We start from the raw sequence: 19,819 nt of genomic DNA, 5'->3' as shown, positions 1-19,819 counted from the left end.
GGAGGATCGAATGCCAGAGTTCAGCACCTCGACCGCGACAGCGCTCAGCATCGCGCAGAGCTTGCTCGTCGCGGAAAAGGATAAGGGGCCGATCACTGCGGCCTTGATCACCGAGAAGGTCGCGATCGCGGCCTCGGTGGTCGCGCCTGGAAACGAAGACTCCGTCGACAAGGCCGCCGCCGTCGCCGAGCTGATCCGCCGATTCAGCCTGTGGATCGGCCAAGACACGGCTCTCTCGGACACGACCGGCCATGAGGCCTGGCTCAATGCGGCCCGCAAGAAGGACTGGCGATATTGGCCTCGCTACCGCGACATGCTCGAACGCAAGATGTCGGCGACGGCCGTCGACGCCGTGGACAAGTCCACCGACCGCATCCTGGGCCTCATGGAAGACCCCGGCCGCGCGGGAGCCTGGGATCGCCGCGGCTTGGTCGTGGGACATGTCCAGTCCGGCAAGACCGCCAACTATTCGGGCCTGATCTGCAAGGCGGCCGACTCCGGCTACAAGATGATCATCATCCTGGCGGGCTTGCACAACAACCTGCGCTCGCAAACGCAGATCCGCCTCGAAGAGGGCTTCCTCGGCTACGAGACATCCGCCACCGGCGACATCGTCAAGCTGATCGGGGTCGGCGCGCACGGCCGCGACTTCGAGATCAAGCCCAACTGCGCGACCAACCGCACCAACACGGGTGACTTCAACACCAAGATCGCCAAGCACCTGGCCATCTCGCCCGAGCAGCGCCCTTGGCTCTTCGTCGTCAAGAAGCACAAGGTCGTGTTGGAGCGCCTGCTCAAATGGATCCGGGGACATGTGGCCGACGCCACCGACGAGCACGGCAAGCGGTTCGTGTCGAACCTCCCGCTGCTGCTGATCGACGACGAGGCCGACCACGCCTCGGTCGACACCGGCGAACAGCACATCGGCGCCGATGGCAAACCCGACGAGGACCACGAGCCCAAGGCGATCAACAGCAGGATCCGCAAGATCCTGAACGTCTTCGCCAAGAAGGCCTACGTCGGCTACACCGCGACGCCCTTCGCCAACATCTTCATCCACCGCCAGAACGAGACGCCCGAGGAAGGCCCCGACCTCTTCCCCCAGTCGTTTATCGTCAACCTGGCCGCGCCCTCCAACTACGTCGGCCCAGCGCGCGTCTTCGGCCTGCAAACGCCCGAAGGGCGCAGCGGGCTGCCGCTGACCCGCGTCTTCCAGGACCACGCCAGCGAAGACGGCCGCGACGGCTGGATGCCGCCGAAGCACCAGAAGGACCACTCTCCGGCCCACATGGGGCAAGACACGTTGCCGCCCTCGCTGCGCGAGGCCGTCCACTCGTTCGTCTTGGCCTGCGCGGCCCGAGAGGCCCGCGGCCAAGGGGACGAGCATTCCTCGATGCTCGTCCACGTCACCCGCTTCACGCTCGTCCAAAAGGAAGTGCATCGCCAGGTCGAGGACTTCGTCCAGAAGATGAAGCTGCGGATCACCCGCGGGATCGATCACGAGGCGCTGCTCGACGAGCTGCGCGCGCTCTGGGAGTCCGACTTCGTCCCCACCACCGATGCGATCGCCTCCAAGCTCACCGAATCGGAAGAGCCGCCGTCCGTCCTTCCCTGGGCCGAAGTCCTCGCCAAGCTGCCCGATGTCCTCTCGGACATCGACGTGCGCATGGTGAACGGGAAGGCCAAGGACGCGCTCGACTACGCCGAGGATGGCCCGCCGCTCAAAGTCATCGCCATCGGCGGCGACAAGCTCGCGCGGGGCCTGACGCTCGAAGGCCTGTGCACCAGCTACTTCGTGCGCACCACGAAGATGTATGACACGCTGATGCAGATGGGCCGCTGGTTCGGCTACCGGCCCGGCTACATCGACCTCTGCCGGCTCTACACGACCGAGGAGCTCGTCGAGTGGTTCGGCCACATCGCCGACGCCTCCGAGGAGCTGCGCGAGGAATTCGACGCGATGGCCGAGAGCGGCGCGACGCCGCGCGACTACGGCCTGCGCGTGCAGTCCCATCCGGTCCTACTGGTGACCTCGCCCTTGAAGATGCGCACGGCCAAGAACCTGCAGCTCTCGTTCAGCGGCGACTTGCTCGAAACCGTGTCGATGCACAACGACGGCAAGATCCTCGATCAGAACCTCGACACGGCCAACAAGCTCATCGCCGCCTGCGGCGCCCCTGGCGAGCCCAACCCCAAGCGCATGCGCGGCGCCCAAGAGCAGCAGTGGGATGGCTTCCTCTGGAACGACGTGCCGGCCGACCACATCGCCGATTTCTTCGAGGCATTCATCACCCACCCGAAGGCTCGCAAGGTCAACAGTGCCCTGCTTCGCGATTTCGTCCGCTCCATGGCGGCGACGGGCGAGCTGACATCGTGGACCGTCGCCCTGCTGGGCGGCGGATCGGGCGACAAGCACACCTTCGCTGGCGGCCTGACCATCGACAAGATGACCAAGCGCTCCGCCGACAAGGACATCGCGGACCGATACGCGATCGGCCGGCTGCTGTCGCCCCGCGACGAGGCGATCGACTTGGACGATGCGGCGTGGAGCGCGGCGCTGGAACGCACCAAGAAGATGTTCAACCCTGACGCAGGCCGCCAGAAAAGCGGCGTCAAACCCAGCGAACCCGACACGCCCAACGGCCCGTCGATCCGCTTCATCCGCGGCAAGGGATCCGAGGCCGATGGCGTCGCCCCCGCGCCGCAACGCGGCCTCCTGCTGCTCTACCCACTCGACCCCCAGCAAGCAGGCAGCGAGGCGCTGGCGGACCGGAAGGATCCGGTCATGGCGTTCGGCGTCAGCTTCCCATCGAGCGACTCCGGCGTGAAGGTCGAATACGCGGTGGACCACCTGCTTTGGACACAAGAATATGGCCCTGCTGATTGACGACATCGAGCTCGCTTGGCGCTCGCTGCGGGACAGCGCGGACGCCTCTGGCTGGCGCAGCATCTCCATCGCCACGATCGGCCCATGCTCCTTGCGGGCCGGCCTGAGCTTCCCCGACAAGAACGAAGCCCTCCTCGCGAGCTTTTCAACCTCGGCGATCCCCGCTGCTGAAAAGCTTCCCGACGGCCAAGGCTTCGCTGTGTCGCGCGTGGAGCCCAATGGCGACGGGCTGACGTGGCTCGCACTCACCCGCAGCGCGCACGGCAGCTTGGAACTATTCGCCGCCATGGTGGCAGACGTGGCTCACGCGATGGATGCCGAGTCCAGCGCCGACGAGAAGCGGCTGCTGCGAGTCTTCCTCGGGCGCATCCGCGCATGGCAGGAGTTCATGCGCAAGGGGGCGCAGGCCCTGAGCCCGGAATCCGAAATCGGCTTGGTGGGCGAGCTCACGCTGCTGCGGGCGATCATCGACGCGGGTCTTCCGCTGGCCTCCGCCATCGAATCGTGGGTGGGGCCGCTCGACGGCGTCCGGGACTTCGAGATCGGGACCGGCTCCTTGGAGGTCAAGGCCACGCTGTCGGCGGCGGGCTTCCCCGCCAAGATCGGATCGCTCGAGCAACTCGACGACTCCGTGCGCCAACCGCTCTTCTTGGCCGGCGCGCGGCTGCGCCAGACCGACACCGGGCAGAGCCTGCCGGAGCTGGTGGCTGAGATGCGCGATGTCGCCGCGGGCGAAGCCGAGGCCGTGCGCCTGCTGAGCGAGAGGCTGATCGCCGCGGGCTACTTCGACGCCCACGCGGACCGCTACATCCGCCGTTTTGCGCTGGCCGACACTCGCGTCGTCGAAGTGAGAGAAGGCTTTCCCCGCCTCACGCCAGGCAGCGTCCCGCTGGGCGTCACGAAAGCCACCTACGAGATCGATCTGGACAAGGCCGCGGGGCCAAGCATCCCGGCCGCCGATGCATTAAAGAAATTGGGAGCGATATGAGTTCAAGCCTGCCGGATTTCCTGCGCGAGACGCAGGCCGCCGTGAAGTCCCAGATGCGCGATGGCGCGCTGTATGAAGAGCTGGTCTTCGCCGGCATCGTGATGGACCACATGTCGGAAATCGGCATGACCTTCGAGCCCGTCGAGTGCCACTACGAGGGCACCGTGGGCAACGCCATCCTTAGGCTGAGCGGCTACTCGATCTCCGACGACAGCGACCAGCTCGATTTGTTCGTGAGCCTGTATGCGGGCGTCGACGAGCCCACGCCCATCCCCGACTCCGAAACGAAGGTGGCCGCCGAGCGCTGCCTGCGATTCCTGACGCTGTGCGCCGAAGGCAAGATGGCGCAGAAGCTCGACCCGTCGCGGGACGTGCGCTCGCTGGCCGAGACGCTGCAGGCCATCTACAACGACCTCGAACAGATCCGCGTCTACGTCATCACCGACCGGGTCGCCAAGTCCAAGAGCTTCAAGACGCGCGACATCGGCGGCAAGGCCGTGCGCCTGGAAGTGATGGACATCGAGCGGCTGCACCGGCACACGTCCGAAGGCAAGCCGCGCGACGAGCTGGTGGTCGACTTCAAAGAGGTCTCTGGCTCTCCCCTGCCCTGCGTCTACGTGCCGGGCGAAAACGACGACTACGACTACGCCATGACGGCGGTCCCGGGCGAAGCGCTGCGGCTGCTCTACGAGAAGTTCGGCGCGCGCCTCTTGGAGGCCAACGTCCGCTCCTTCCTGAGCGTCAAGGGCAAGGGCGTCAACGCCGGCATCCAGTCGACGCTCCGCGCCGCGCCCGAGCGCTTCATGGCCTACAACAATGGCATCGTGATCGTGGCCGACGAGATGGTGCTGGGCAAGACCTCCGAGGGCGAGCAAGGCATCGCCTGGCTCAAAGGCTTGCAGATCGTCAACGGCGGGCAGACGACGGCCTCGCTCTACTTCACCAAGAAGAAGTATCCCGACACCGACCTGAGCCGGGTCCGTGTGCCCGCGAAGATCATTGTCATGAAGGCGCAGGACTCCACCAAGGAAGAGGCCTTGGTGTCGGACATCTCGCGCTACGCCAACAGCCAGAACGCCGTCCGCCAATCGGACCTCTCGGCCAACAAGCCCTTCCACGTCGAGATAGAGAAGCTCTCGCGCTCGGTCTACTGCCCGGACGGCGTCGGCCAATGGTTCTACGAGCGCGCCGCCGGCAGCTACAACACGCTGCTCTCCCGCGAGGGGAACACGCCAGCCCGCCTCAAAGCATTGAAGGACGCCATCCCCACCGCGCGGCGCGTGACCAAGACCGACTTGGCCAAATACCTCAACGCCTGGGACTGCAAGCCCGACATCGTGAGCATGGGCTCGCAAAAAAACTTCGACCGTTTCATGGCTGCGCTCTCGCCGAGCGAGGGCCAAGAGGCGCCTCTCCCTTCGGTGGCTGACTTCAAGTCGATGATCGCCAAGGCCAAGCTGTACCGCGACGCCCAAAAGCTTTTGAGGCCGATGTTCCAGGCGTTCCAGGCCAACGTCACGGCCTACACGATCTCTATCCTGTCGGAGAAACTCGGCTCGCGCATCGACTTGGGCCGCATCTGGGAGAAGCAGGCGGTGTCGCCGGAACTCATGGAGCAGATCGCGACGTGGGCCAAGGAGGTCAACGACACGCTGCACGCCACCTCTGGCGGGCGCATGGTGTCTGAGTGGGCCAAGCGTCCGGAATGCAAAGACGCGGTGATGGGCGCGAGCTACTCGGAGCCGGCCGACTGCATTCCGGAGGTCAAAGCCGTCTGATCGGGGAGCTGCGTCGCCTGGCGTATCGTGGTCCACCATGTCCGATGTCGTCAGCCCCGCCAAACGCAGTCAGATGATGTCCGGCATCAAGGGCAAAAACTCTTTGCCTGAAATACTGGTCCGCAAAGCGCTGTTCGCGATGGGGCACCGCTTCCGGCTGCATCGGCGCGACCTGCCTGGCACGCCCGACATCGCCATGCCGGGCCGCAAAATCGCGATCTTCGTGCACGGCTGCTTCTGGCACGCCCACCAGGGATGCAAATTCGCTAAGACGCCGTCGACGCGGACAGACTTCTGGACGGCCAAGTTGCAGGGCAATGTTGATCGGGACCGCCGCGCCGCCGACAAGCTCGCAGAGATGGGCTGGCGGGTGCTCAACGTCTGGGAGTGCTCCACACGCGACCCAGAGGCCGCCAAGGGCCTTTCCGAGACACTGCGGGCTTGGATCGACAGCGGCGCCACGACGGGCGAGATCAGTGCTCAGAGCTTGGCGGCGGACCGACAGCCTTGAACCGGACGGCGCGCTATAACGCGCCATCTACCTCGATAACCAAGCTGCCACAGCAACCCCTCGTCGACACCATTGCACATGAATTCAGCGAAGGCCTGCATGCCCACCTGACCGCGGAGAAGATGCAGGCGGTAGTTGAACGCAATCGAGCCGAGACGGCTCCCCGTGCGTGCCAGTCGCACGACTTCTGCGACGCTAGTATGGCCCTCTATGAGGTCTTCCTGCGGTACGGCTTGGATCCGGCAGCAGAGGGCGCCATGGATCTCTACGGCGTGCTGTGGGACTAGGCCTTGAGCCTAGCCACAGGACGCGACTTCCGAATTGCCGGCTGACCGGCGCCACGCCTGAACGTCACCGCTTGCGCGGGGAGGCCATGAAGTCGGAAATGATCTGACCAATCTGCTTGGCCAGCAGCGGCGGGACGGCATTGCCGATCTGGCCGTATTGCTCTGTCCGGTTCCCCTCAAAGAAGTAGTTGTCCGGGAAGGTCTGCAAGCGGGCCGCCTCGCGCACGGTCAGGCTGCGGCACTGGCCGGGATCTGGGTGGATGTAGTAGTGCCCGTCCTTCTTGATGTGGGCCACCACCGTCGACGACGGATGCTCGCCCATCTGGACCCGGAAGCGGTCTTTGAAGGGAATCGTCGCCTCGTCCACGTTTACATGGTCGGGCAGCAACCTGGGCGGAAAGTTGCGCAGGTCCGGAGGATACTTTTGCGTTGCAGCGAAACAAGCGGCAAACATGTAGCGATGCAGATCAGAGCGCATGTGACTACGTGTCTCATGCTGCAAGACACCGCCGAGCTTTGGATCCAGATACCAGTCCTGTAAGTGCTGAGGCATGTATCCACCAGGCGCAACCACTGCTTCAACGAACGGTGCACCGAAGGTCGTTTGCCGTTCAACTTTCTTGAAAAACTTCTCCATGGCAGTCTCAATGACACTGCGCGCCGGCACGCGCCAGCCTGCTAACGTGCTCGGAGACTCTTTCACGGCCTTGATCCACGCTTCTTTCGAATCGGGCTCTCTGGACAAGCGGCTGCGCAGCTCCGGCAGGCCGGCCAACGCAGCGCTCACGCCGACCTTCTTGGTCAGCTTGCGAAGCAGGAAGGACTCGGGATGCTCCCTGAGCACAGGCGTCGCCGCCGCCACATCAGAACGGATGCCGAACAGGATCACCCGATGCCGGCTTTGCGGGATGCCGTAGTCGTCGGCCTCGATCACGTAGTCGTTGGGATTCAACTCACCTTCAGCCTTGTGAACCACCAACGAGCGGACCTCGTAGCTCAGCCCAGCTTTAGGCGCTTTGAGGTCGGCGAGGATCTGCTCGAAGATGCGCTTGCCGGAGTTGGTTGAATTCAGCATCCCCTTGACGTTCTCCATCACGAAGACCGCTGGGGCGAACTGCTGAATGATCCGCAGGTACTCGATGTAGAGAAAGTGCTTGGCGTCGGCCTCGAATTTCTTCACGTCCTTGCCGCGCAGCCGGGCGCGGCCGGCCAGCGAGTAGGCTTGGCAAGGCGGCCCGCCGATCAGCACCCAATCAGTCTGGTTACCCAGCGCTTCCCGGATCCAGCCATCGACCTCTGTGGGCGCGATGACGCCGAGCTCCGCGCAGCGGGCTTCCTTCGCAGCATGCTCTGCGGCGGTCTTGATGTCAGGATGTGCCAGAAACTGCTCACGGCTTATATTGCCGCGAACGTAGTCGTAGTAGCACGCGGGCACCTCGCCCTTGCGGAACTTGCGGAAGACTGCTCGAAGTAGCAGGGTCCGGTGCGCGACGGGATCCTTCTCGATGGAGACCTTGACGGCAAAACGACGCGCGCCGGTCGCATCCACGACAGACGAAAACCCTTCGCACAGCCCTCCTGGTCCGGCGAACAGATCGATCACCGGAATCTCTCCGCGCTGCACCATCAATTCTGCTTTTCTTGTATCAATGGACTTCCGCCTGAGGGCACCAAACTCGGCCGCCAGAGCGGCTCTCAGCGCCCATTTTTTCGCATATCTTATCTGATCCGCCCATCGACGCGCTTCGGGCCGCGAGCTCTTGGACAAGCCGGTGGCTTGGCGCTTGAAGCTGCGAACAACTCTCTCCAACTGCGGCAGCGGCCTTTCGCGCAATTTGACGGCGCTGTTGCTGATTGACCGGTTTCGGATGTCCGCGGACCGATGCGATTGGCGAACGCGAATGGCAGCTTTTGCGAGGCGCGGTCACTCAGCGCAAAAGCCTCAAAGTCAGCAACCAGCCTGAAGCAGTCAACTGGCCCATGAATTCGCAGGATGGCAACTGGCCGATAGGGGCCAAGCATGATCGATGCTCAAGGGTGAGCTTTTACAGGGACCTAGACGGGGGAGCGTTGACGCCCGACAAGTCGCGAAACGTGATGTTCGGACATGCTCCTGCGCCAGGAGGGCCATTTAATGACAGCCAGCAGTACGTCCATCGACAGCGTTGACATACTTGACAGCGATATCGCCGTTCACCAAGGCAATGTTATTGAAGTAGGCGATGGCCTCATCTGGATCAAGCGATCCGATGGTCGAGAGGTTTCCATCCGATGGCCCGGCGCATCAGGCGCCGACTTCCGTGTCGGACACGAGATCAAGGTGGCAACGATCACACGCGATGGTGTTGAAGAAATGGCCAAGGCGCTCAACGTGACAACCAACCGCCTGTTTGCCTGCAATTCGTCCATGATTACTCGGTTGAACGACGATGAGGTACCTGGCGTGATCTCAGCAGGCATGCTCACGCTGAAAGAGTTCAACGCCATGCTTTTCATCTCGCTGTTTTTCCCCTTCCTAAGCGCGATCACTGCAATCCCGTTTCTGATGGGCCTGCCTCGCCTTGTTGGTTCTGTAAGAGGCATATTCAGGCACATACTCACCGGCATTGCCGCGTTCTTTGCCTGGGCTGCCGTCTTTGGCGGGCTGAACGCGCTTACCAACGTAGATCTCTTCGGCGGTCTTGCATTCATGGCCCCGCTACCCGGTTTGGTGGTCGCGTATGGTTTGATTTGCCAATCGATGATGTACCAGTGGGCCGAAGCTACCGACAAGGTAGACGCCAAATTGCTCACCGTTGCCGCGTAACCTGCTCAGTGCGCCCCCCCGCAGCCAAGGATGAGCTTTCCTAGGGACTGACCGAACGACAAGAAGAGGCCGTGCACCGCCCGGCCTCATGTCTTCAGTGTGCTTCCGGATCGACCATCGAAGCAGCCATCTGCACGATGCGCGCACTCGTCTTGGCGATCCACCGGCGGCGATCACACGGTCATAGATCGTGGCGCCGGTGAAGCCGGCGGCGCCTGGGATCTGGTCATGGGTCGGAATGAAGCCGTTGAGCGCTACGTAACGTGCATGGCCTTGGCCGCTCCTGAGAGATCGGCAACGGGCACCATGGCGGGGTAACCGCAGTGCGTGATGGATTTGTTGACGGCATCGAGGGCCAGCGTCGCGGTGGAGCCAGGAGCGTAGGAAGTGAGCGTGCCCGCGGGGACAAAGGGCGTGCCCGGCGCCACGGGGATACCTGGGGTGGTAGGCGCGGTGGCATCCTCATCGGCGCCACCGCCGCCGCCGCATGCGGCCAGGGCGGCAACAACAGCCAGCAGAGCAAAGCGGGAAATCAGGATGGTTTTCTTCATGTTGTATTCCTTGTGAACGTGAAAAAGTGCGTCGCTAGTTCCGGACTGAGCCGGGATTGGGCTTGCGCCCTGTTCGTTGGTGCTGAACTAGTTCCGGGTTGAGCCGGCACCAGCGCCGCATGGATCCGTGAACGGCGCAGAGGTACGAGCTATCTCCGGCTTGAGTCGGAGATAGCCGCGCTCAGCTGCGGCGGCCGTTGCGCCAGCCTTCTCTCCACCCGCGCGCGCCAGCGCGCGCAGCTCGGGGGAGGAACGAGAGGACCCAGAACAAAAACCGCCAGCCACCCGCCGTAGCCAAAAAACTGATGTGCGCAAGGGCAGCCATGTGTGCCTCCTGGATTAAGAGAGCCCTCGGCCGACGGCCGACAACTGAGCGTGCAAAACAGTGCATGCGGTAGCGTATCCAGCGAGGAAGGCACTGGGAAGCGCCTCCCTGGCTTCTGCCTCAATGGCATCGGCCAACTCCGGCAGCGAGAGCGTTGGCAACGCCAGGTCATCGATGCGCATCAGCTCCTCGGGGCTGAGCTGCGCCCGCACGCGTTGCTGCAGGTGCTGCTGCGCATCCAGCGCGAAGCGCTGGATGGCGGCAGACCCCTGGGTGTGGTGAAGGGCCTGCATCGTGTTACTCCTGCTCTTGCTGCTCGAAGAGGTCCTGGAGCTTGATGACGAGGTCCTCAAGGATCTGTTCCCCATCCCCCTCCAGCGACAGCCCCGCAACCAGGTCGCGGCGCTGGGCCTCCAAAGCATCACCCTGGAGAGACCATTCACGGAGGCCATCAAGCAGGGCGTCCAGGTCGTCGCCATCGCATTCATCGCCTTGCGCATCAATCGCGAGCCACTGCGCGGCGATCGCGGCGGTAACCTCCAGGCCGTGCTCCTCCATGAACTCACGGAAAGCCTTGAGCGTGTCGTCTGCGCGGTCACTATCAAACAGGCGGTTCCACGGCGTCATGGTGTAGAACTGCAGCCCTTCCTGGCAGTCCCTGCTGTCGGAAACGTCGAGATTGCCGTTCGTAAATTCGACGTACAGACTGCCATCGGGGTTCTTAAAAACCCCTACACCGTTCAACTGAATGAAGGCGCGAAGGGCCTCATGGCTGGCCTCTTCGAGGTCGGTTTTGAACTGCGCGAGCAGGGCCTGGGCTTGCTCTTGCGCGCGGGTTGCTGCGGTCGTTTGCTGCTCTGTCATGGTTCTCTCTCCTTCAGTTGTGGCCCCTCCGGGCCGGCGGTTCTGCTATTTCTTGCCGGAGCGCCGCTGCTCCCCCCAATCGAGAGCCCAGGCCATCACCACCGTAGCCAGACGCACCGTCACGACGTCCCGGATGTCGCCGCTTTTCCGCATTCCTTGGCAAACCTCCCAGCGGATCAGCCGCACGGCAGACAGGTCGGCCAACAGCGCCTCACGCACTTGCGCCAGGGCCTCTTCGCCAAGCCCTTCAATCGCCTCCAAGAGCTGGTCCAGGCCATGTGAATTGATCCAGGCCTTGAGCTCAGCAACGGTGGCGGTGTCCATGAAAAGGTCGTGAACAGGCGGGACCATGTAAAACACGCACCCGGCCACGCGGTCAGCTTCTGCGGGGTGGTTCGCACTGCCCTCCGTGAAGCTCAGATGAAGCCCAATGTCTTGTCGATGAAAGACCCCCAGGTTGTGGCTGCGCAGCAGCCGCTGGAATTCATCAGCCTCAGCCGTTTCGTAGAGCCAACGAAGTTCGGCCCACAGACCTGCCACCTGCGACATCACGAACAAGGTGCGGCCATCGAGCTGGCCACCCAGGTCCAGTGCGCCGGGATTGAGGTTCTTCATGTCATTTCTCCTTCAGTTGTGGCCCCTCCGGGCCGGTATTGGTATTCGGTTTTTGCCTGCCCCGCAGGGCAGGAGGGGCCTTGGTTGTGGAGCCCGAGCCGGTTCAATTTGGGTTGGCATTCCGCGTGGTTCACCTCCTTTTGATTTCCTTTGCCTCAGTCGCGTCACCGTCGCCGTGGGACACAAGGAGGGCCTGGCTGCTGGGAGGAAGGGACAGCCCGGAAGCCGCAGCCCGGAGCGAAGCGCAGGGACCGGGTGAGGACTGGGGCAAAGCCTTCACCCTGGAGCCCAGCAGCCAGGCCCTACGGTCCCCGAAGAGGCGGCGGTGACGCGACCGAGGAAAACCAAAGGGGTCAAAACCCACGCGGGGCAACGGCGCGCGCCGAGCGCCCCATGCCGCTGAAAGCGGCACGCACAACGTGCGAAGCACGGGCGCCGCAGGCGAGAGCGCGAAGCGCATAGCGGCTGCAACGCAGTCGCTGCCCCAGGGGGTGAAGGCCTTCGGGCGAGGGGGATGGTGTTACGGCACCTTCCCCCTGGTCCCCGCTCCCGCGCCAACGATTGCGCCCCTTTGGGGCGAGCGAGACCGAAGGGCTCGACCCGCCAGGGCAAAAGCGTGGTCCCGGCGGCAGCCGGGAGGCGCCCAAAATCCCCCTTCACCCACGCCCCCGCTCAAAACCGAACTGCTCGCGCTCGTACCGCTCCTGATGCTCCTTTTGCTCGCGTTCGTACCTTTCGATCGCGGCCGGATCCCCTGCCGCCAAAGCCTCGGCATGTCGCAGGAGATCCCCGCGCCGCTCCCGTTCGTGAACCTGCTCCGCATCGCGTGCCTCGGCCTGCTTCAGCATCCCGGTGAGAGCCTTGATGAACTTGGCCAGCAGCCCCAGCAACAGCTCCACCGCGCCCAACGCCCGCGATTCAGCGTCACAAGTCTCAGCCAGCTCAGTAGTGCTCTTCACGGCTCGCTTCGCGTCGTCCTGGGCGAAAAAGGCCGCACGCGCACGCGTTGCCTCGGCCCGAGCGTCACGCTCCAATCCCTCCAGGCGAGCGACCTCCTCTTCCCTCTCTTTTCCGCGCCCACCGACCAGCTCCATGGCTTTTTGCACGCTGGAGCGTTCGTCCCGGGCACGTCGCGCCAGTTCGTGGCAAGCCTCGGCATGCGCAAAACGCTCTTGCGCCTTGCTGGCCGCCATCGCCAGCGGATCTCCACGCAAACTGGCCGCATCGAACACCAAATCTCTCGGATGCCGTCCACCCCCCTCAAGGGCCAATCGGTCCTGGCGCTGCCGTTCCCTGGTGGCTTCGGCCCACTCCTGGACGGGAACCCACGAATTTGCTTCAGCCAGCAACGCGCGAAGCTCTTCGCTCGACAGCTTCTGCTGCTCTCGCGGCAAAACGCCAAGCCGAGGCCCCGAAGAGCCGGACGCCTTCTTGGCCTGCTCACTGGCCATCGCCAGGACCTTGGCCGCCGCCTCGCGGCGCGCCCCAAGGTCATGAGGGGGTACGACCAACGATTCACCTCGGGGCTGTGGCTGCTCGGCCGGAGCGGGCATCGTAGGCACCTCGCCCTGGCCAACTCCGGCAGCAGCAGCCGGACCTGTCGAAGGCGCGGGATCTGGCCGCACGTCGAGAAAATCCAAGCTATGCGCGCTCTCGGGGACCGGCGCAGACGCAGGCGCGGGCTCCTTGTGCTGCTGCGCCGCAGCAATCGGCAACCCTGTCCGCCCATCAATGATTTCCACGCCGCGTTCGGCAGCGGACGCCTGGAGCATCGCCAGGAAATGGGGCGGTTCCCCAGGAACCTGAGTCAGTGTCAGACTTGCGCCGAACCGCGCGCGAGCAGCCAAAACGAAGGCATCGACTGCCAAGGGGTCGGCTAGAGACTCACCGTGAATTTGGAACGTATCCCCGGTGTCAGAAAAAACGACTTCCTCTGAGCCCGCCTTGCAGTATTTCCAGAGGTATGTGCCCTGGTCAGCGTCGATGCAGTCGCCCCTGGTGGCGGTGAAGCCGGGAATTTCGAAGCCCTGTGGCTTCACGACGAAGAGGTGCGGCTTCGCCCCGGGCGTCGGTCGCGTAGCCTTGACGACGGCGTGGGGCTGCGCGCCCAGGCCCAAGGCAATCACGGCGCCTGCGCCTTCGGTCGGTGCCGCCAGCACTTGCCCGGCGTCTTGGATCCCGTCGGCGGTCGCCTCGGCCTGGGGCACGGCCATGCGGCGACGGCGCGCACGGTCCTGGTTCTCAGTGATCTGAGCCGCTACCATCGTCCAGCTCAGATGCCTGCCGAGCTCAGATCCCTTGATGGCGGCAATGCCGCCAGGGCCGAGATCAGAAGTCAAAGAGAAGCCAAAGATCTCGTTCTCGGCCCCACGCCGAGCGAAAGTCACCTGGCGGGCAATGCCCTGCTCTTCTAGATCGTTCTCCAAGCCCTCTTTGAACTCACTCTCGCTTGTCGCGTGCTGCATTGCCCGTTCGACAGCCGCAGCCATTTTCTCGATATTCTCTTTCGTTGCCACTCTCTTTGGTCCTTTCGATTTCGTTGATTTTTTGTCAGACATGCCGCCACTCGGCTTCTCTTTGCTTTCTCCAACTAAACGATCTTCGCGCCGCAGCGAATCAAAAGCTTTTCGACTGTCGTGCGGGCGTTTCTCCCTAGATCGTTCCTGAATCACTCCCAACTGAAATATCTCTTCTATCCTTCTGGCTGCAATCTCATTCTTTCGATACGAGCCAGAATCCAAGATTACCGAGCCATCAAACCGTATCCGGGAAAATGCAATATGGAGATGCGCGTGGTTGGTTTTTCCATCTCCCTCGGAGTGCAGATAGCAGACGAATGGCGCATCGTGTATTCCATGAGCATCAAATGCGGTTTGAACCGCTTCGATCCATTCTTCTTTGGTCTTCAGCGCCCGAGATGGGCAAATCTGCAAGTGACCCACCGCCGTATTCAGCCCGGGGCGCAGACGTCGAATTACCGCCATCTCCCTACTCAGTTCCCGAGGGGTTCGACCAAGCATGTTGGTAAAAATCGGCAGCTGAGTAATGGTGCCGTCTATATTGGCTCCGCGCTCTGACTGGTAATCCACCAATCCCCTAAATGAGCGGCCATTCGTTTTGATTTTCAGAATGCATCCATACTCAGGGTGGCGAGACTCCTCCCTAGAAAAATTCTCTTTCGCCACTAGCCAGCCATTTTTAGAATCTTTGCCCGCAACTCGTCAACGTCTTGGGCCATGGCGGAAATCACGAACTCCAGGTCTGAGCAGCGGCTGGAAATTGCCGATTCCAGAAGCCCCTGCAGGCTCGCGCTATTGAGTTGGTGCGCAATCTGATTTAGGAGGCCGGACCAGCGAGCGGTTTCTGAATAGGCCCGCATCCAATCAGGGCTTGGCGCTGCCTGGGGAACGACGGATTCCAGCAGCACTTTTCGGCTGAAGCTGGACATAGGGAGGGCCGCGCGCCGCGCGTTTTCTACAGCGGCGGCCTTCTCGGCTGGCGTCATCCAGACCGTCACATACTCACGTCGTTTTTCCGCCAGGGGCAGCGCCGAATCGTTTTTCCGAGCTCGAATTTTTTCCATCTTGCGTGCATCCATTTGGTTTTCCTGCTGCGACCGGAGGGAGTGGAAGGCCGGTTTTTCGACTGCGACCCGGAGGGAGTGGTCAGGGGTCTGGGGGCACCCCCAGCAAGCGTCGATTGCCGGTGGAACACCGGTAATCGACATGGCTTGCTCCCCACCAAATCCAATCGCACGAGACCGATTTAATGCGATACCATTTAAGCCGTCCGAACAAATGAGAACGCAAGGGGCGCGCAAACTTGTTCGGAACCAACACGGAGGTCAATATGTCCACGGATACAGCATCCGCAAAACAAATGCCGCAGCGAGTCAAGCCGCGCTTTCAAAAGAGAAACGAGCTTACTTTTTACTGGGTAAACAAGGCACTGAAGTATTCAGGCAAATCCCCCTCTGAGCTTGCCGCCGCCTTGAGTGGAATATCTACCAACCTTTTGGCAGACAGTGAGAGAATTAAATTCGAGCGCTACGCCGATATAAATAGCGATGGCTCAATGGACTTCTTGACTTTGAAGAGATTCATTGCCAAGGCAAGGGAGCATGATTTGTTGCCGCAACAATGCGGACTTCGGCATTCATCCGAATCAATCTTGGATTCTCAGGATCCCGAGCAGCTTGTTAGCGATATTAGAGACTTCGGCAGGCTATGGGAGAAAAAGAAAGCCGCATTGATAAAATCTCTTTCTGAATACATTGCATGTGTTGAAGCCAGCAATCGTCAAGAGCTAGGCGTACTGACAATTGATCAACAGTCAAGATTTCCGACAGAAGAGGGCGTTGATTTCATGGATTCGGTGCGTGAATCCGAGCTCAAGCAATTTCTGCGGTTGGTTGAGGGACATGAAATGCTGAGTCTGAATGGAATTTAGATAAAAAAGCCCACCTGATTACAGGTGGGCTTTTTCAATGCGGCGCAGTGGCGCATCAATGGCAGCTCCCGGGCCCGATGGAGACCAGCGGGGGGAGCCGCCCCGTAGAGGGCGGGGGGCCGGGGGGCCGCAGGCCTCCCGTTGGGGGTGCTTCCCCGCCCCCTCTGGGGGCCATTTCACAGGCACGAGCGAGCCGCCACGCGCGGGTTAACTCATCAACCGCTGCAAGGTGTTCCGCCAACAACCGTGCTCGCGCCTGCGGCGCTGCGCGCGCTTGAAGGCGGCTGAAATAGAAGGAACCCCGTGTTTAAATCTCCCCCCTGAATTCAGGGGGGCAGGGGCACAGCCCCGCTGGGAGGCCCTTCTCCTTGGGGAACCTTCTCCTTGGAGAACCTTAGTACGGCTAAAGCCGAGGCTCGGGAATTCCGAGGCCCGGGAAGACCGAGAGTTGGATTTTCCGACTCTCGGTCTTCCCCGGCCATCAGTCCTGGTCGGCGTCCGCGCAGCCCTCGCCGCCGCGCAAGGGCGCCTCGCGCGCCCAGGCTGCCGGCGACAAAATCACCCAACGCGTTCCCGAGAACCGTCCCCCTTCCCCGGGGATCCGTTCGAACCGCAGCGCACCCACCGCCTCTAGCTCCGCCAGTCGCGCGCGTACAGCGTCCCGACCGTCCGGCCCCATTTTCTTCAGGTGGGCCGCACACGGCGTCCAGTTCGACGGCAGGTCCCAGAGAAAGGCAAAAAGCCCGCGAGCACCCCAACTGAGGCGCGAATCCCGCAACGCGGCGCGATGAACCGGCACGGAATAGCGTTCACGCCCCTCATGAACAATTGCATCCCCGCTCATGCTGCGCCTCCTGCCGCCGCCGCACTCGCGCGGCGGAGTTGTTCAGCTTTGGAGGGGCGCCCTCGGCGGCGGGTTGTCCCCTGCTTGGGGCTGGGGCGGCTGGCGGTCTCATAGGACTGAAGCCAGGCAAGAACAGTGGCCTCAAGCCACAAGGCTTGGCCACCGCCAGGGATGCGAACTGCAGGAGGAAGCCGCGCAGGGCAGCGGCTCAGGTCTCCGCGAATCGATGCGACGGATTTGCCCAGGATGAGCGCAAGCTCCTTGGCGGTGAGGGTTTTAAACGCCACGTCAGACGGCGCAGCAGAATCAGCTGGAATTGGCATTTTGTGCAACAGAAAGGCATAGCTGCGCTTGGCGCGCGGCCATAGACCTCCTGATGCACTTTTCCCCGACGAAGGGGCGGAGAAGGCTACTTCTCCAACCAAGTGAAAACTTGGCCCTCTGTGCTACCAACTTAGCCTTCCCTCACGAGCCCACCCAGCGGAGTTGAGGATGGCGGCGTTGTTGCAGTGAGGTTCATTCTTCGTGTTGTTTTTTGGCGCCAAAAGCGCAAACACGAGTCATCGCGGCGTTGTGCTGAACGAAAGAACGGCACTGAAATCAGTGTATTGACTCAAAGCACTGTATGCAAGTCCATACAACAGGAGAAACAAACTGTTGTTTTTGCGCAACAACTTTCTCTGCAGCTTGGCACACTCTTGTCACACTGAACCACTGAAAGTGGGTGCAATTGAGTGAAAGCCCCTGCAACTCGAAACAACATAAGTTGTTGATTTACAAAGGGAAATTTGGTGCCGATTGTCGGGATTGAACTGACGACCTACCGCTTACAAGGCGGTTGCTCTACCACTGAGCTAAATCGGCGAAGGGGGTATTTTACGCGCGAACCAGCGCGCGCGAGGGCCCGGGGGGTTACTTCACGCGCTTGAGCGCTGGCCGGCCGGCACCCGCCGTGGGCGGGGGGCGGGGATCGTCGCCGTCGCTGTCCGCGCCAGGTTCGCTGGCGACCAACTGCACGACACGACCGCTTTCAGGGCTGCCCGCGTCGGACGGTGCCTCGTCCGGGCCAGGCGCCGCCTCGGGCAGCAGATCCACCGGCGGCGGGAAGGCCATGCCCTGGCCGTTCTCGCGCGCGTAGATGGCGATCACGCGGCCCACGGGCACCATGATGTCGCGCGGCTTGCCGCCGAAGCGGGCCTTGAATTCGATGTATTCATTGCCCAGCTGCAAGCCGCTGGTGGCGTCGAAGCCGACGTTGAGCACGATTTCGCCGTCGTTCACGTACTCGCGCGGCACCTGAACGGAATCGTCCACGCGCACCGCGATGTACGGCGTGAAGCCGTTGTCGGTGCACCACTCGTGCAGGGCACGGATGAGGTAGGGGCGCGTGGAGGTGGATTCCTGTTCGTTCATGGGCCGGCGTGCGTGAAGGAGGCGAAACGGCGCTTACTTGCGCATGACCTTTTCCGAGGGCGTCAGCGCCTCGATGTAGGCGGGGCGCGAGAAGATGCGCTCGGCGTACTTCAGCAGCGGCGCGGCGTTCTTGCTCAGGTCGATGCCGTAGTAGTCCAGGCGCCACAGCAGCGGCGCGATGGCCACGTCGAGCATGGAGAAGTTATCGCCCAGCATGTACTTGTTCTTCAGGAACACGGGAGCGAGCTGGGTCAGGCGGTCGCGGATGTGGGCGCGGGCCTTTTCCAGGGCTTTCTCGTTACCCTTGGTGGCGCGCGATTCCAGCGTGTTGACGTGAACGAACAGTTCCTTCTCGAAGTTGAGCAGGAACAGGCGCACGCGGGCGCGGTCCACCGGGTCGCCGGGCATGAGCTGCGGGTGGGGGAAACGCTCGTCGATGTACTCGTTGATGATGTTCGACTCGTACAGGATGAGGTCGCGCTCGACCAGGATGGGCACCTGGCCGTAGGGGTTCATCACGCTGATGTCTTCGGGCTTGTTGTAGAGGTCGACATCACGGATCTCGAAGTCCATGCCTTTCTCGAACAACACGAAACGGCAGCGGTGGGAAAAGGGGCAGGTCGTACCCGAGTAAAGCACCATCATGGCTAGAGACTCCTAAAAACCAAAAGAGTGGAACGCATGGGAGCGCCCACTCTAGAAACACAGGGCCGCGCCCTTGGGGGCGCGGCAGGGAAGGCGAGATGCCTTACTTGACGTCTTTCCAGAAAGCCGCGTTGAGCCTCCAGGCGAAGAGGGTCATGACCGCCAGGAAGATCAGCACGCCCACGCCGATGCGCACGCGGCTGTTCTGGGCCGGTTCACCCATCCACTGCAGATAGCCGACCAGATCGCCGACCGCCTTATCGTAGTCCTGCGCGCTGAGCTTGCCGGGGGCGGCCTGCTCCCAGCCCTTGAAGGCGTGGGTCTTCTCGTCGAACACGGCATGGCGGGTGCCTTGCAGTTCCCACAGGGCGTGGGGCATGCCGACGTTCGGGAACAGCAGGTTGTTCCAGCCCGTGGCCTTGGCTTCGTCGAGGTAGAAGCTGCGCAGGAAGGTGTACAGATAGTCGGCGCCCGTGCCGCCGTGGCCGGCGCGCGAGCGGGCGATCACGGTCAGGTCGGGCGGGTTGGCGCCGAACCATTCCTTGGCCTGCTTGGGATCGATGTTGGCCTTCATGGTCTCACCGATCTTGTCGGTGGTCAGCAGCAGGTTGTCCTTGATCTGCTGCTCGGTCAGGCCGATGTCCGTGAGGCGGTTGTAGCGCATGAATGCCGCCGAGTGGCAGCCCACGCAGTAGTTGACGAACAGCTTGGCGCCGTTCTGCAGGGCCGGCAGGTCGTTGGTCTTGTTGGGCGCCTTGTCCCAGGCCATGGTGCTGCCACCAGCGGCATGGGCCGCGCCAGCGGCCAGGCCCAGCGCCGCGATGAACGTGAGGATGATTTTTTTCATGGTGTTCGG

General features: G+C 62.4%; 18 protein-coding genes and 1 tRNA gene. 7 read left to right on the top strand and 12 right to left on the bottom strand.

Going from position 1 to position 19,819, the window contains the following annotated elements:
* Window positions 1-10: 10 nt before the first annotated feature.
* From D8S75_RS15425 to D8S75_RS15405, 5 genes are read left to right on the top strand one after another with little or no spacing between them, the layout of a single operon-like run.
* Complete coding sequence (locus tag D8S75_RS15425) at window positions 11-2,887, top strand: Z1 domain-containing protein (RefSeq protein WP_119967240.1); 2,877 nt, start codon at window positions 11-13, stop codon at window positions 2,885-2,887.
* A complete protein-coding gene (locus D8S75_RS15420) occupies window positions 2,871-3,875 on the top strand; it encodes a PD-(D/E)XK motif protein (RefSeq protein WP_119967239.1) in 1,005 nt (334 codons plus the stop codon). Before D8S75_RS15425 ends, D8S75_RS15420 begins: the two co-directional genes overlap by 17 nt.
* Window positions 3,872-5,653 (top strand): AIPR family protein, encoded by a 1,782-nt coding sequence (locus tag D8S75_RS15415; RefSeq protein WP_119967238.1) that lies wholly within the window; start codon window positions 3,872-3,874, stop codon window positions 5,651-5,653. Before D8S75_RS15420 ends, D8S75_RS15415 begins: the two co-directional genes overlap by 4 nt.
* A gap of 37 nt (window positions 5,654-5,690) precedes the next feature.
* Window positions 5,691-6,164: a very short patch repair endonuclease gene (locus D8S75_RS15410; protein WP_119967237.1), complete on the top strand. Its 474-nt coding sequence runs from the start codon at window positions 5,691-5,693 to the stop codon at window positions 6,162-6,164.
* The gene (locus D8S75_RS15405) at window positions 6,161-6,451 is read left to right on the top strand and encodes a hypothetical protein (protein ID WP_119967236.1); all 291 of its coding nucleotides are present in this window, start codon (window positions 6,161-6,163) and stop codon (window positions 6,449-6,451) included. Before D8S75_RS15410 ends, D8S75_RS15405 begins: the two co-directional genes overlap by 4 nt.
* A 64-nt stretch (window positions 6,452-6,515) precedes the next feature.
* On the opposite strand, the gene D8S75_RS15400 is transcribed toward D8S75_RS15405, so the two are convergent.
* Window positions 6,516-8,219 carry a DNA cytosine methyltransferase gene (locus D8S75_RS15400; protein ID WP_232829066.1) on the bottom strand — a complete coding sequence of 568 codons (1,704 nt, stop codon included), beginning with the start codon at window positions 8,217-8,219 and terminating at the stop codon, window positions 6,516-6,518.
* A 339-nt stretch (window positions 8,220-8,558) separates the two neighbouring features.
* Here D8S75_RS15400 and D8S75_RS15395 point away from each other — a divergent pair, with 339 nt between their 5' ends.
* On the top strand, window positions 8,559-9,257 hold the full coding sequence (locus D8S75_RS15395; protein ID WP_119967234.1) for a hypothetical protein: 699 nt from the start codon (window positions 8,559-8,561) through the stop codon (window positions 9,255-9,257).
* Window positions 9,258-9,511: 254 nt separating this feature from the next.
* Here D8S75_RS15395 and D8S75_RS15390 read toward each other — a convergent pair whose 3' ends face one another.
* The 6 genes from D8S75_RS15390 to D8S75_RS15365 all read right to left on the bottom strand — a co-directional run bounded on the left by D8S75_RS15390 (window position 9,512) and on the right by D8S75_RS15365 (window position 15,210).
* Window positions 9,512-9,808: a hypothetical protein gene (locus D8S75_RS15390; protein ID WP_119967233.1), complete on the bottom strand. Its 297-nt coding sequence runs from the start codon at window positions 9,806-9,808 to the stop codon at window positions 9,512-9,514.
* 339 nt (window positions 9,809-10,147) lie between these two features.
* Window positions 10,148-10,426, bottom strand: a complete 279-nt coding sequence (locus D8S75_RS15385) for a hypothetical protein (protein ID WP_119967232.1) — start codon at window positions 10,424-10,426, stop codon at window positions 10,148-10,150.
* Between the two features lie 4 nt (window positions 10,427-10,430).
* Entirely contained in the window at window positions 10,431-10,997 is a 567-nt protein-coding gene (locus D8S75_RS15380; RefSeq protein ID WP_119967231.1) for a hypothetical protein, read from the bottom strand.
* 45 nt (window positions 10,998-11,042) lie between these two features.
* Window positions 11,043-11,612, bottom strand: a complete 570-nt coding sequence (locus D8S75_RS15375; protein WP_119967230.1) for a hypothetical protein — start codon at window positions 11,610-11,612, stop codon at window positions 11,043-11,045.
* A gap of 656 nt (window positions 11,613-12,268) precedes the next feature.
* Window positions 12,269-14,797, bottom strand: a complete 2,529-nt coding sequence (locus tag D8S75_RS15370; protein ID WP_119967229.1) for a relaxase/mobilization nuclease domain-containing protein — start codon at window positions 14,795-14,797, stop codon at window positions 12,269-12,271.
* Complete coding sequence (locus D8S75_RS15365) at window positions 14,797-15,210, bottom strand: plasmid mobilization protein (RefSeq protein ID WP_119967228.1); 414 nt, start codon at window positions 15,208-15,210, stop codon at window positions 14,797-14,799. The genes D8S75_RS15370 and D8S75_RS15365 overlap by 1 nt, the downstream gene beginning before the upstream one ends.
* Window positions 15,211-15,461: 251 nt before the next feature.
* Between D8S75_RS15365 and D8S75_RS17515 the strand changes: the two genes are divergently transcribed.
* A complete protein-coding gene (locus D8S75_RS17515) occupies window positions 15,462-16,061 on the top strand; it encodes a hypothetical protein (protein ID WP_157982665.1) in 600 nt (199 codons plus the stop codon).
* 481 nt (window positions 16,062-16,542) lie between these two features.
* Here D8S75_RS17515 and D8S75_RS15360 read toward each other — a convergent pair whose 3' ends face one another.
* The 5 genes from D8S75_RS15360 to D8S75_RS15335 all read right to left on the bottom strand — a co-directional run bounded on the left by D8S75_RS15360 (window position 16,543) and on the right by D8S75_RS15335 (window position 19,810).
* Window positions 16,543-16,905 carry a hypothetical protein gene (locus D8S75_RS15360; RefSeq protein ID WP_119967227.1) on the bottom strand — a complete coding sequence of 121 codons (363 nt, stop codon included), beginning with the start codon at window positions 16,903-16,905 and terminating at the stop codon, window positions 16,543-16,545.
* 789 nt (window positions 16,906-17,694) lie between these two features.
* Window positions 17,695-17,769 (bottom strand) — tRNA-Thr (locus tag D8S75_RS15350).
* A gap of 48 nt (window positions 17,770-17,817) precedes the next feature.
* Window positions 17,818-18,318 (bottom strand): ClpXP protease specificity-enhancing factor, encoded by a 501-nt coding sequence (locus tag D8S75_RS15345; RefSeq protein ID WP_119967225.1) that lies wholly within the window; start codon window positions 18,316-18,318, stop codon window positions 17,818-17,820.
* Between the two features lie 33 nt (window positions 18,319-18,351).
* The gene (locus D8S75_RS15340) at window positions 18,352-18,963 is read right to left on the bottom strand and encodes a glutathione S-transferase N-terminal domain-containing protein (protein ID WP_005794209.1); all 612 of its coding nucleotides are present in this window, start codon (window positions 18,961-18,963) and stop codon (window positions 18,352-18,354) included.
* 103 nt (window positions 18,964-19,066) lie between these two features.
* Window positions 19,067-19,810: a cytochrome c1 gene (locus D8S75_RS15335; protein ID WP_119967224.1), complete on the bottom strand. Its 744-nt coding sequence runs from the start codon at window positions 19,808-19,810 to the stop codon at window positions 19,067-19,069.
* Window positions 19,811-19,819 lie beyond the last annotated feature (9 nt).

This window comes from Simplicispira lacusdiani (assembly GCF_003604195.1).
Classification (GTDB): Bacteria; Pseudomonadota; Gammaproteobacteria; order Burkholderiales; family Burkholderiaceae_C; genus Simplicispira; species Simplicispira lacusdiani.
The sequence above is the reverse complement of the archived record's forward strand: the minus strand, read 5'-3'. Positions and strand labels throughout refer to the sequence as shown.

Coding starts and splice junctions, on each gene's coding strand:
- D8S75_RS15425 (WP_119967240.1), top strand. CDS start 11: ATGCCAGAGTTCAGCACCTCGACCGCGACAGCGCTCAGCATCGCGCAG.
- D8S75_RS15420 (WP_119967239.1), top strand. CDS start 2,871: ATGGCCCTGCTGATTGACGACATCGAGCTCGCTTGGCGCTCGCTGCGG.
- D8S75_RS15415 (WP_119967238.1), top strand. CDS start 3,872: ATGAGTTCAAGCCTGCCGGATTTCCTGCGCGAGACGCAGGCCGCCGTG.
- D8S75_RS15410 (WP_119967237.1), top strand. CDS start 5,691: ATGTCCGATGTCGTCAGCCCCGCCAAACGCAGTCAGATGATGTCCGGC.
- D8S75_RS15395 (WP_119967234.1), top strand. CDS start 8,559: ATGCTCCTGCGCCAGGAGGGCCATTTAATGACAGCCAGCAGTACGTCC.
- D8S75_RS15390 (WP_119967233.1), bottom strand. CDS start 9,808: ATGAAGAAAACCATCCTGATTTCCCGCTTTGCTCTGCTGGCTGTTGTT.
- D8S75_RS15385 (WP_119967232.1), bottom strand. CDS start 10,426: ATGCAGGCCCTTCACCACACCCAGGGGTCTGCCGCCATCCAGCGCTTC.
- D8S75_RS15380 (WP_119967231.1), bottom strand. CDS start 10,997: ATGACAGAGCAGCAAACGACCGCAGCAACCCGCGCGCAAGAGCAAGCC.
- D8S75_RS15375 (WP_119967230.1), bottom strand. CDS start 11,612: ATGAAGAACCTCAATCCCGGCGCACTGGACCTGGGTGGCCAGCTCGAT.
- D8S75_RS15365 (WP_119967228.1), bottom strand. CDS start 15,210: ATGGATGCACGCAAGATGGAAAAAATTCGAGCTCGGAAAAACGATTCG.
- D8S75_RS17515 (WP_157982665.1), top strand. CDS start 15,462: ATGTCCACGGATACAGCATCCGCAAAACAAATGCCGCAGCGAGTCAAG.
- D8S75_RS15360 (WP_119967227.1), bottom strand. CDS start 16,905: ATGAGCGGGGATGCAATTGTTCATGAGGGGCGTGAACGCTATTCCGTG.
- D8S75_RS15345 (WP_119967225.1), bottom strand. CDS start 18,318: ATGAACGAACAGGAATCCACCTCCACGCGCCCCTACCTCATCCGTGCC.
- D8S75_RS15340 (WP_005794209.1), bottom strand. CDS start 18,963: ATGATGGTGCTTTACTCGGGTACGACCTGCCCCTTTTCCCACCGCTGC.
- D8S75_RS15335 (WP_119967224.1), bottom strand. CDS start 19,810: ATGAAAAAAATCATCCTCACGTTCATCGCGGCGCTGGGCCTGGCCGCT.